This is a genomic window from Streptomyces odonnellii, from assembly GCF_000981895.1.
Taxonomy (GTDB): domain Bacteria; phylum Actinomycetota; class Actinomycetes; order Streptomycetales; family Streptomycetaceae; genus Streptomyces; species Streptomyces odonnellii.
In genome coordinates, this window is the sequence record NZ_LATD01000255.1 from 15,091 (window position 1) to 27,525 (window position 12,435).

At 68.5% G+C, this 12,435-nt stretch carries 2 protein-coding genes; both read right to left on the reverse strand.

The features are described 5' to 3' along the window. Positions 1-22 precede the first annotated feature (22 nt). Entirely contained in the window at positions 23-11,542 is an 11,520-nt protein-coding gene (locus tag WH07_RS23080; protein ID WP_046503286.1) for a non-ribosomal peptide synthetase, read from the reverse strand. A 53-nt stretch (positions 11,543-11,595) separates the two neighbouring features. Continuing rightward, positions 11,596-12,435: aminotransferase class III-fold pyridoxal phosphate-dependent enzyme (locus tag WH07_RS23085; protein ID WP_046503290.1), on the reverse strand; the 840-nt coding region annotated here is incomplete at its 5' end.

Here is a 12,435-nt window from a genome sequence, read left to right on the forward strand (position 1 = left end):
ACTCGGCCTTCAGGGACTCGGCCTATTCAGCCGGAATCTGTTCAAAGGCATCGGAGAGCGCCGTGGAGACGCGTTCACACATGCCCCTGACCAGGCGCTCGTTTCGTACCCACGAATGATGGGTCTCGCCGGACAGCGGGTGGATCTCGATCGAATCGGCCGGCAGAAGAGTGTCCAGGCTGTTGTACCGCGACCGCTGGTAGAACGCGAACAGCCGGCGCTGGTGGTCGTCGCGGACGATGTCGTTCGGCTCGCCCGCCTTGAACATCACCAGGTTTCCGATACGGACCCCGAGCCGCTTCAGATCGGCTTCGTTCGGTGCGTAGTGGTAATTGATCGGATCGAGAATGTCCTCGACATCGGGGAGTCCGATCCGGGCCGACGCCTGCGGCACATTGAAGTACGGGTCGACGAGGAACAGGTTGTCGATCTTCTCGTCCGCACGGGCCAGTTGCAGCGAGACCTCCAGGGCGAGAACTCCTCCGAAGCTCCATCCGAAGAAGCTGTACGGGCCGGACGGCTGGAGGCGCCGGATGTGCTCGGTGTAGAACCGGGCCAGGGCCTCGAACGACTCCATCGGGGAGTGCAGATGCACATTGTTGAACAGCACCAGCCGGTATCCGGGGAGCCGTTGCGCGATATTGCTCAGATAGCTCTCGGCACCGCCCTCGCCGGGCGGGAAGACAAAGAGGGTGCGCTCCGCGCTTTCCTCGTTGACGAGGATGTACGGATCGAAGGCCTCGTCCTCGGCTGCCGACTGCGGGGCCGCCTGCGCATGGCCCACGCCATTGCGCGTCCCGTTGCGCGTCCCGTTGTTTGTTCCGTTGCCCGCTCCGTTGCTCGCCATCGTCGACGTATGGGCGACCAATCGCTCCAGCCATGACTTGAGTTCGTTCGTGAACCGTTGGGTGGTGGCCCGGTCCAGCCGGCTGTCGACCACCGTGATCAGACGGCCGCCGGCGCATCTCATCGTCACATCGACACTGAACTGATCGGCGCCCCGATCGGCTCCCTGGTTGCGTCCGGAGACATTGCTGCCCGACATCGCCGAGTCGAGCCGCCAGCCCGCCAGTTGGTCCGGCGTCTGTGACACCTCGTCCGATATCACCCCGAGATAGTTGAAGCTGACCGGCGGAAGGGGTGCGTGCTCGCTGCAGTACCGGCCGAAGAGCGCACCGTAACCGATGCCGTTGTGCGGTACCCGCCGACGGGCCTCCTTCGTCGCGAGGATGCCGCGCCCGAGGTCCTGGGGGTCCACTTCGACGGCCAGCGGATGCATCGTCGTGAACCATCCGACCGTGTCCCGGACATCGGGGGCTCCGTCGAAGAGCTCGCGGCCGTGGCCCTCGACCGTGATGTGGTTCGTGGCCAGACCCGTGACCGACCGCAGCGCGTGTCCGGTCGCCGTCAGCAGCAGGTCGTTCATGGTGGTGTCGTACGCCCGGTGGGCCTCGGTGAGCAGGGCCCGGGTGTCCGACGGGCTCAGCGCGAACTCCTCGCGGTGTGCCGCCGCACCGTACGCTTCCGGTGACGGTGACAGCACGCCCGGCGCCGCGGAAGCCATGCCCTCGTTGATCTCCGTCCAGAGCCGCCGCTCGTCCTCACCGGGGACATAGCGGCGCAGCGCCCGCGCCCACTGCCGGTAGCTGCCCGTCTTCTCCTCCAGCTCCCCGTCGTGGTACAGGATTTCCAGGTCCTGAGTGAGGATGTGCCAGCTCGCGGTGTCGACGATCAGATGATGCAGGGCGAACCAGACGCGGGCGGTGCCGTCGTCGAACCCGTGGAGATACGCGGCACAGGCGACCGGTCCGCGCTCCAGGTCGAAACCGCTCTGCCATTGGGCGAGTTGCCGGCTGATGTCCTCGTCGCGCAGGCCGCTCACGTCGAGTTCGTGCAGTACGACATCCGGGCGGCCGTCACCGTACGCCTGGGTGATCTCCGTACCGCCGCCACCGTCGAACCCGTCACCGTTGGACCTGTCACCGTCGGACCCGGCGCCACCGGATCCAGCACCCTCGAACCCGGTGTAGCGGAGGCTGAACGCGTCATGGTGGGCGACCAGCCTCGTCACCGCCTGGCGCAGCCTTGTCATCTCCAGCGGCGGTGTGGTGATGGCGAAGTTGTGGTTCCACCAGCCGCGGTCCGCGAGCGGCTTCGCGAAGAACCACTCCTGAATCGGCAGCAGCGGGCAGTCACCGGACAGCCGGCCCTGCTCAGGCTGCTCGGATTCCACACGCTCGTCCCGATTGCCGTCCCGCGTACCGTGCCCGCTCTCCGGACCGGACAGTACGTTGTCCGCCAGCCGCCGGACGGTGGGGAAGTCGAAGATGTCCTTCACACTGATCCTGCGACCGACCTCCCGCCCCACCTGGCTCGCCAGCCGCAGGGCGCTGAGGCTGTCACCGCCCGACCGGAAGAAGTCGTCGTCGATGCCCACCGTGCCACCCGGCAGCCCCGCGCTCCAGAGCTGGCACAGCCGGGCCTCGGTACGGCTGCGCGGCGCGGTGTAGCCCGCCCGTTCCGTGGACAGGACCGCCTTCGGCAGCGCCTTGGTGTCGAGCTTTCCGTTGATGGTCATCGGCAGCGGCCGGTCGAGCCGTACCAGCAGCGAAGGCACCATGCCGGGCATCAGCTTCGCGCGCAGGGCGGCGAAGATCTCGTCCTCCTCGACGGCCCGGTCCACCGCCTCGCCGACGCCCGTCTCCGCCACGTAGTAGCCGACCAGCCGCATGCCGCCGCCGTCCGGGGCGTGTTCGTCGGCCGTGGCGACGACGGCACACTCCCGTACGTTCGGACAGGCGGCCAGCACCGCTTCGACCTCGCCGGGTTCGACGCGAATGCCATGGATCTTGACCTGCGCGTCATTGCGTCCCACGTACTGGAACTCGCCGTCCCTCGTCCGCCGCACGAGATCCCCGGTCTTGTAGATGACCGGGTACCGGCCGGCACGGCGCTCCGCCTCGGTACGGAACGGGTTCGGCAGGAACCGCTCGCGTGTGAGGTCCGGCCGGTTCAGATAGCCGTCCGTGACACACTCGCCGGCCATGTACAGCTCGCCGATCGCCCCCGTCGGAAGCAGTTTCAGCGCGTCGCCGAGGACATACAGCCGGGTGTTCCCGAGCGGCTTCCCGAAGGTGTTCCGGTAGGGCTCACCGGGCTCGAAGCGCCGGCCGGTGTTGTAGACGGCCGTCTCCGTGGTGCCGAAGGCGTTGACGATCGGTCCGGAGTACTCGTTCCGGATCTTCCGGAAGTGGCGCTCGTGGAACGCCTCACCGGCGACGAGCACACACCGCAGACGCGGCAGTCGCGTGAGGTCGAACTGCTGGATCTGTGTCGGCGTACCGCTCAGATACGTGAGCCCCGCACGGTTCGCGTAGTCGTAGAAGCCGTCGTCGTGGGCGGGGGAGGGCGGCGGAACGATCAGGGTGTGGCCGCTCAGGACCGAGAGCGCCAACTGCTCGACGGAGAAGTCGAAAACGTAGTTGGCCAGGAACAGGACGCCTTGGCGCGATGAGCCGGGAGTCCCGAAGTAGCGCTCGGCCACCTGCTCGCGGAAGCTGTCCACCGCGCGGTGCGGTACGAGTACGGCCTTGGGCTGGCCGGTGGTGCCGGAGGTGTAGATGGCGTAGGCGAGGTCGGTGCTCGCCACGGCGGTGACGGGATTCTCCGCCGGCCGATGGCCCATGGGCGACTCGTCCAGATCGACCACCGGCAGTTCCGCCGCGATGGGCAGTGCGCGGAGCCGCTCGGTGTGGGCGTGGTCGGTCAGTACGAGACGCGCCCGGGTGTCTTCGAGCATGAAGGCGACCCGGTCGTCCGGATAGCCGGGGTCGATCGGTACGTAGGCGACACCGGCCTTCCACACCGCCAGGATCGCCGTGATCATCAGCTCGCTCTTGTCCAGCACCAGGCCCACCAGGTCGTTCGGCCGCAGTTCCGCGATGCTCCGCAGATGGTGCGCCAACCGGTTGGCCCGCTCGTTCAGCTCGCGGTATGTCAGCCTGGTCTTGCCGTGGACGACCGCGATTTCGTCCGGCCAGGTCTCGGCCATCTCCTCGAACACTCCGTGCAGCGTCCGGGACATACCGGACGCGGCGGCCGGTACGACGGGGCCGGCGGGCTCCGCCGCGTCGGCCAGCAGCGCCGCCCGGCCCGCTTCGTCGAGGCAGGTGACGTCCGCCGGCGTGACCCGGTCCTTGGCGGCCGAGAGCCGGGCGAACTCGCGCAGGACGTGCTGGAACGTGGAGATGAAGCCCTCGGCGCTCGCATCGTCGAAGAGGGACGCGGCGAAGGTCAGATTGCCCGCCAGGCCGCCCGAGGTCTCGGTGAGCGTGGCCGACAGATCGAACTTGGTGGCCGTCCAGCCGCCGCCGTCCGGCTTGTAGTCGACCAGCGCCTTCCGCCCGTCGGACGCCGAAGCGATCGCGTCGGCACCGGGGTCGCGGTCCGTGACGTTCTGGAGTGTGAAGTTGATCTGGAGGACCGGGTGACGGCTCGGATCCCTCTCCGGGTCCATCTCCTTCACGAGCTGCTCGAACGGCAGCTCACCGTGCACCTGCGCCGCCACCACATCCGCGCCGACCGCGCGTATGTACTCCGCGAGCGTGGCGTCCGAGTCGACCCGGACCCGCAGGGCCAGCAGGTTCGCGAAGAAGCCGATCGTACGGTCGAACTCCGGGCGCCCGCGGTTGGCCGACGGGGTTCCGATCACGAAGTCGTCCTGGCCGGTGTACATGCGCAGCATCAGGCACCAGGCACCCAGCAGTACGCTGTACAGGCTCACTCTCGACGACCGGGCCAGCGCCCTCAGCGCCTCGGTGGTCCGCTCGTCGAGGCCGAACTCGATCTCCCGGCCGCGGTAGTCGAACCGCGCCGGGCGCGGGTTGTCCAGCGGCAGCCTGACCGTCTCGAACCCGGCCAGCCTCTCCGTCCAGAACTCGGTCAGCTCCGACATCCGCCGCCCGGCCAGATACTCCCGCTGCCACACGGCGAAGTCCGCGTACGTACCGTGCCCCGCCCCCAGCTCCGCCTCGGGCACACCGTGCAGAAGGGCCGCCAGCTCGCCGCGGAAGGTGTTCCACGACCAGCCGTCGAAGCATGTGTGGTGGAGGACAACGCTCAGATACACACTGCCGGGGTCCGTGCCGAGCACGAACAGGTCTGTCCGGAGCGGCAGTTCCTCGTGCAGCCGGAACACATACCCCGAGCGCTCCACGAGCTGCTCGTCCAGCTCGGTGACGCTCCCGACCGTGTGCACGGGCACATCGAACAGGGCGGACGCGTCGTCCTGGGACAGCGTGTGCTGCCGCCGGACACCGGCACCGTCCATGATGAGCAGGGTGCGGAGCGCGGGATGGCGCCGTACCAGTGTGCGCAGCGCGCGGGTGACCGTGTCGCGCGTTACGAGCTCGTCGTCCGGCGCCGTCGCGATCCGGAGAACGAACGGGATGTTGTACGCGGCGGTCCCGCCCTCGAATTCGTCGATGAACAGCAGGCGTTCCTGCGCCAGCGACGCCGGAGGGTTCTCCACCCCGGCCGGGCCTGCCGGGCCCGCCGCGCCTGCGCCGCCCGCCGGCTCGCCCCGCTCCTCCTCCACCTGCGCGGCCATCTCCCGGATATGCGCCGCCTGCGCCCCGAGGGTGGTGTGCTGGAGCACGGTCGTGACGCCGAGGCCACGGCCGAAACCGGTCGTGATGGCCTGCGCCAGCACCATCGCGCGCAGGCTGTCGCCACCGAGCGCGAAGAAGTCGTCGTGCACACCGACCCGGTCCGGCGCGACACCGAGCACCGTGGACCAGATGCCGCACAGCTTGGCCTCGACATCGTTCGAGGGCGCGACGTACTCCCCGCCCTCGTCCGGCCCGAAGTCCGTCTCCGGAAGCCGCCGTGTGTCCAGCTTTCCGCTGGGTGTCACCGGGGTGTCCGTGATGCGCAGGAGGCGGGAGGGCACCACGGCCTCGGGCAGCTTCTTGCGCATCCACTGCTTCAGATCCGTCTCGTCCAGCTCGCGTTCGCAGACGTAGAAGCCGACGAGATACTTCTGCGCGCCGGTGAGCCCGGCGCCGCCGCGCCCCGCCGCCCGGTGCTCACGGGCGATCACCAGGGACCGGGTCACACCGGGGTACGACGAGAGGGCCGCCTCGACCTCGCCGAGCTCGACACGCTGTCCGCGGATCTTGACCTGGTGGTCCGTGCGGCCCAGGCACTCCAGCTCGCCGTTGGGCAGCCATCGGGCCAGGTCGCCCGTCCGGTAGATACGCGCGTTCTGCCCGGACGCCTTCTCCTCCGGGGTCCGGAACGGATTGTCCAGGAAACGCTCCGCCGTCAGCTCGTCACGGTTGAGATATCCGCGTGTGACACCGACACCGCCGATGTACAGCTCGCCCATGCCTCCGACCGGCACGCGCCGCATCGACTTGTCGAGCACGTAACACATGGTGTTGGCCACCAGATGGCCGATGCTCTTGGTGGCACGGCGCTCGCCGGGCGCGTACAGCCGCTTGTGGCTCGTGATCGAGATCTCCGTCGGGCCGTACCCGTTGATGATGGTGCCCTGGAACATCCCGCGGATCTTGTTGAAGACCGGCTCGGTGAAGTCCTCGCCGATCGCGTCGATACGGGTCAGGGACGTCGTCGTCGAGTAGTCGTACAGCGAGAGGACCGAGGGCGTGCCGGAGAGATACGTGACGTTCTCGTCGTTGATGTACTTGTACAGGCGCTCGGCGTCCGTACGCATCGAGTCGTCGAGCACCACCAGCTTCTGCCCGTTGAGCAGGGCATCGGTCATCTGCTCGACGAAGTGGTCGAACACATAGTTGGAGAACGACAGGAGGGCCTCGTCGCCCGCGCTCTTGTCGAGCGAGAACAGCTTCATCATGGACGTCTGGAGGTTGACGACTCCCCGGTGCTCCACGAGCACGGCTTTGGGCTTGCCCGTGGTGCCGGAGGTGTAGATGGCGTAGGCGAGGTCCGTGCTCGTCACGGCCGTGACGGGGTTGTCCGTCGACCGGTAGCCCATCGGCAACTGGTCCACTTCCACCACGGGCAGCTCGGCCGCGCCGGGAAGGCCGCGGAGCCGTTCGGCGTGGGCGTGGTTGGTGATCACCAGGCGGGACCGGGTGTCTTCGAGCATGAAGGCGACGCGGTCGTCCGGATAGCCCGGGTCGATCGGTACGTACGCCGCTCCGGTCTTCCACACCGCCAGGATCGCGGTGATCATCAGCTCGCTCTTGTCCACCATCAGTCCGACGAGGTCGTTCGGCCGCAGATCCTCGACGGTCCGCAGATAGTGCGCCAACTGATTGGCCCGCTCGTTGAGCTGACGGTACGTCAGTCTGGTCTCGCGGTAGACCACGGCGATCTCGTCCGGCCAGGCCGCCGCCATCTCCTCGAACACTCCGTGCAGGGTCTTGCCGTCCGGGAACCCGGTCTCCGTACGGTTCCATGCGTCGAAGCGCTCGATCATCGGCGTCGAGACGAATTCGAGGGCGTCGACCGGCCGCGCGATGTCCTCCGCCACCTGGCCGAACAGCGTGCCGGTCACATCGAGCAGCGTGCCGATGGCGTCGTCGTCGAACAGCTCACCCGCGTACCACAGCGTGACCGTCAGCTCGTCGCCCTCCTCGCGCGCCACGACGGCCAGCGGATAGTCGACCTTGTCGGCGTCGTACGCCTTCTCGAAGCGGAGCAGTTCCTCGTGCTCCCGCTCCTCGTCCTCGTCCAGGAGCCGCGGATAGTTCTCCAGCACGAGCAGTGTGTCGAACAGCCGGCGCTTCATGCCGCCGGTCTCCAGCCGGCCCAGCTCCACGGTGCTCCTGCTGTTCATGGTGTTCACCGCGGTCTGGATCTCGGTGATGGCCGTGCCGACGCTCTTCGTCGCCTGGTCGTCGTGGTCGACGATCACGGGCAGTGTGTTGATGAACAGGCCCACCGAGTTCTCGATGCCGTCGATATGGGGGTTGCGGCCGGACACGATCGTCCCCACCACCGTGGTGTTCCCGCCGCCGACGGCGTACAGCACCTTGTGCCACACGAACTGGAGCACCGAGTGCAGGGTGACCCGGTGGGCGGCGCACACCGCCTTGAGCGCGGCGGTCCGGTCCGCGCCGAGGCGCAGCTTCTTCGTACGGTGCTCCCGTACGTGGTCGTAGTCGCTCAGCGCGACCTGGTAGCGGATCTCCTCCTTGACCAGCCCGGCGAAGTCACCGCGCTCGTCGATGCGTTCGACCTGCCGCGTCCAGTACTCGACGTCGTCGTTCCGGTGCGCCTCCCAGTGCCGCTGCGCCGCCAGGTACGCGCTGTCGACGGCCGGTTCGGCGTCGGCGCCCCGGAGCAGACGGAGGTACGTACGGTGCACGTCGTCGTGGAGTACGGGCAGGCTCCACCCGTCCAGGATGATGTGGTGGCAACTGAAGATCAGCGAGAACAGGTCCTCGCGCTGCTTGATCAGATAGACCCGGAACAGCCGGCCCGCGGCCGGATCGTACGGCTCGGTCCGGTCGCGCTCCTGCAACTCCTTGATACGGGCGTCCTGTTCGGCTGAGTCCGCCACATCGCTCAGGTCGGTGAAGCGCCACTCGAAGGGCTTGTCGTCGTTGTCGACGATCTGGAGCGGCTCCTCGCCCCACTCGAAACGCAGCCTGAGCGCCGGGTACTTCCGCCGTGCCCGCTGCCAGGCGTCCCGCATCAGATCGGGGCGGATAGCGCAGTGGTAGCGGTGCACCGACTGCATGACGTAGGCGTCGTCGCCGTTCCTGCGCTTGAGCGCGTGGTAGAGCAGCCCCTGTTGCAGACCGTTCGCGAGCAGTCCGACGGACTCGCCCTCGGCCGGTGCCCGCTCGCCGCCGGCCCGCTCCATGGCCGCCGTCGGCTCCGGCTCCGGCGCGTGCCCCGGCTCCTCGCGCCGCTGGTCCAGGTGGCGGGCCAGCTCGCCCAGCGTCCTGAGGGTGAACACGTCCTCCACGCCGACGAAGACACCCAGCCGCCGCCTTACGCGCGCGATCAGCAGGATGCACGAAATGGACTGGCCACCGAGCCGGAAGAAGTCGTCGCCGTCGCCGATCCGTGCCGCCGGCACTCCGAGCACCGTGCTCCAGATCTCGCGCAGCTCGTCGATGACACCACCGGCCGCTCCACCGGCCGGGGCACCGCCGGCGGTGGGCGCGGGCGTATCGCCCCGGTGGGCACCGCCCGGGCGGGCGAGCTCCACCTCCGGCAGCGCCCGCCAGTCCACCTTGCCGTTGACATTGACCGGGATGGTGTCGAGGCGGACCATCCGGGCCGGGACCATGATCCGTATCAGCCTCTGTTCGAGGAACGCCAGCAGCTCGTCCTCGGTCACCTCCGCCGACGGCTCGGTCACGAAGTACCCGACCAGATGGCGGTCGCCCGTGCCCCCCGCGCCTTCGCGGGCCACGACCGTGCACTTGCGCACTCCCGGGAACTCCGTCGCCTGCGCCTCGATCTCGCCCGGCTCCACCCGCACACCGTTGAGCTTGAGCTGGAAGTCGCTGCGCCCCATGAACTCCACTTCACCGGACGGCAGTACGCGCGCCAGATCACCGGTCCGGTAGATACGGGCGTTCACCCCGCGCGCCTTGTCCCGCTCCGACCGGAACGGGTTCGCCATGAAGCGTTCCGCGGTCAGATCGTCCCGGTTGAGATAGCCCGGGGCGACCCCGTGCCCGCCGATGTACAGCTCACCGATGGCGCCGATCGGCAACTGCTTCAGATTCTGGCTCAGTACGTACCACTTCACATTCCGTACCGGCCGCCCGATGCTGCGGTCCCTGCGCTCCGTCACGCCCGGGGCGAACTCCTTGACGGCGGTGACGAAGGCCGCCTCGGTGAAGGCGTACTCATTGATGACACGACCGGAGAACTTCTCACGGAGCTGGCGCAGCCCGGCCGCCGTCAGCTCCTCGCCGACCAGCAGCAGCCGCTTGAGGCTCGTACAGCGGCGCAGGTCGAAGTGCTGGACCACCGATCCCGTGGCATTGAGATAGGTGACGCCGTGGCGCTTGATGTACGCGGGGAACAGATCGGGGTCGAGCCTGACCTCTTCGGGGACGATCACCAGCGTCTGCGAGTTGATGAGCGCGATCAGGGTCTGCCGCAGGTGCGGTTCGAAGACGTACGACGCGAAGAGCGCGACCCGCTCCTCGCCGGGCGAGCGCATGCCGTACCGCTCGGACAGATCCGTGATGCTGTTCACGACACTGTCGTGGTATTTGGGGACGCCCTTCGGGACGCCCGTGGTGCCGGAGGTGTACGTGAGGTACGCGAGGTCGCGGCTGCCCAGGGAGAGCCGTGGTCTCTCCCGCAGCGCGCTTCCGCCGGCGTCCTGCTCCGCCAGCACGGTTTCGATCTCGATGACGCGGACGCCGGAGTGGTCCGGACCGAGCGTTTCGAGTGTTTCCCGCAGCCGTGCCGCGTGGTGGCGGTTGGTGACGATGCCGGACAGGCCGGTGTCGCGGACGACGAAGCGCACCCGGTCCGCCGGGTAGGCCGGGTCGATCGGTACGTACGCCGCGCCGGACTTCCAGATGCCGAGGGTGGCGAAGACACCCAGATCGCTCTTGTCGAGATAGAGCCCGATCAGTTCCTGCGGGCGCACACCCATTCCGGGGCCGAGCAGCCAGTGCGCGAACTGGTTGGACCGCTCGTCGACCTCACGGTAGGTCAGTGAGGTGTCGCCGAAGACAACGGCCTCGCGGTCCGGCGACCGCAGGACGGCGTCCTCGAACAGCTCGTTGAGCCGCTTCCCCTCCGGGAAGTCACCGTCGGTGGCGTTCCATTCGCGCAGCCGCTCCCGCTGTTCCTCCGACGCCAGTTCGATGCCCGCGACGGGGTGTCCGGGCCGGCCGACGAACTGGCCGAGCACCTCCCGTACGACATCGAGCACACCGGCGACCGTCCGGTCCTCGAACAGCTCTTCCGCGTAGGCCATCGTCCACCGCAGGCAGCCTTCGGCCTCGATGTCCTGGACGATCATGGCGAGCGGAGTGGACGGCAGGTCGGCCAGGGGCAGGTCACGGTCGGTGAGTACGAGCAGGGCGTCGAAGAGGCCGCGCTCCAGCAGCTCGGCGGGGCTCGCGTACGCGTCCTCGCGCCGCAGTGCCTCGTCCAGTTCCCGTACGGCCGCGGCGCAGGTGAGCCGGGCCTGCTCGGTGTGGTCGACGACGACCGGGAGAACGGCGGCCCGCCGCGGGCCGTCCGTATCGGTCGCGTCGACGAAGGCCGCGACCGTCCGGTTCCCGTGGCCGTACGCGCGCATGACGCTGTGCAGCGCGGCGAGCGCGAACGCGCCCACGGACATGGCCTCGTCATCCCGGAGCGCGTCCTTCAGCGCGGCGTAGTCCCGGCCGCCGATCAGCAGATCCCGGTGCTTGGTCGCACGGACACCGGGATCGTCGTCCCGTACCGCGATCTTGTTGCGCCACTCGTCCTTGAGCAGCATTTCCAGATCGCAGCGCTCGCTCGACACCTCTTCGATGCGGGCAGTCCAGTCGGCTGCGGTCCTCGGGTACCGTGCTGACATCATTCGTGGGCTCTCCGTCGTACGGGATGCGGACGAGTGGGACTACATGTGGTGCGTCAGACGGCGAGCGGCTCGACGCTGCGCGCCAGCGCGTCCAGGGCCTGATCGATCTCGCTCTCGCCGATCGTCAGCGCCGGGCGGAACCTGAGGCCGCGTTCGCCGCACGGCAGGGCGATCACCTGGTGGTCCCGGTACATCCGGCGCAGCACCTCGTCACGGAGCCGGGTGTCCGGCAGGTCGACGGCGCACATCAGACCCCGGCCGCGGGCATTGGTCACCACGGCGGGGTACGTGGCGGCCAGGGCTTCCAGGCCGTCGCCGAAGTACTTGCCGCGCCGGACGACGGTGTCGAAGAGCTGCGTACGCTCGATCGTCTCCAGGATCCGGGTGGCGCGGACCATATCGGCGAGGTTGCCGCCCCACGTCGAGCTGATCCGGGACGAGACCGCGAAGACGTTGTCCGGGACCTCGTCGATCCGGCCGCCGCCCATCACCCCGCAGACCTGGGTCTTCTTGCCGAAGGCCACCAGGTCGGGCTCCAGGCCGAGTTGCTGGTACGCCCAGGCCGTACCGGTGATCCCGCAGCCGCTCTGGACCTCGTCGAGCACGAACAGGGCGTCGTGCTCGTGGCAGAGCCGCTGCATCGACTGAAGGAAGCCGGCGCTGAGATGGTTGTCGCCGCCTTCGCCCTGGACGGGCTCGGCGATGAAGCAGGCGATCATGCCGCCCGCGGTACGGAACGCCTCCTCGGCGGCCTCCAGTGCCCGCCGCTCGGCCTCCCGGTTGGCATCGGCGTGCTCGGCGAGCGGGTGCCGGAGGGCGGGGGACGGGATCCGGGGCCAGGGGAGCTTGGGGTAGCGGGCGGTCTTCGCCGGCTCGGTGTTCGTCAGCGACAT

Excerpts from the sequence above, each read along its gene's own strand:
- WH07_RS23080 (WP_046503286.1), bottom strand. The coding sequence starts at position 11,542 with ATGATGTCAGCACGGTACCCGAGGACCGCAGCCGACTGGACTGCCCGC.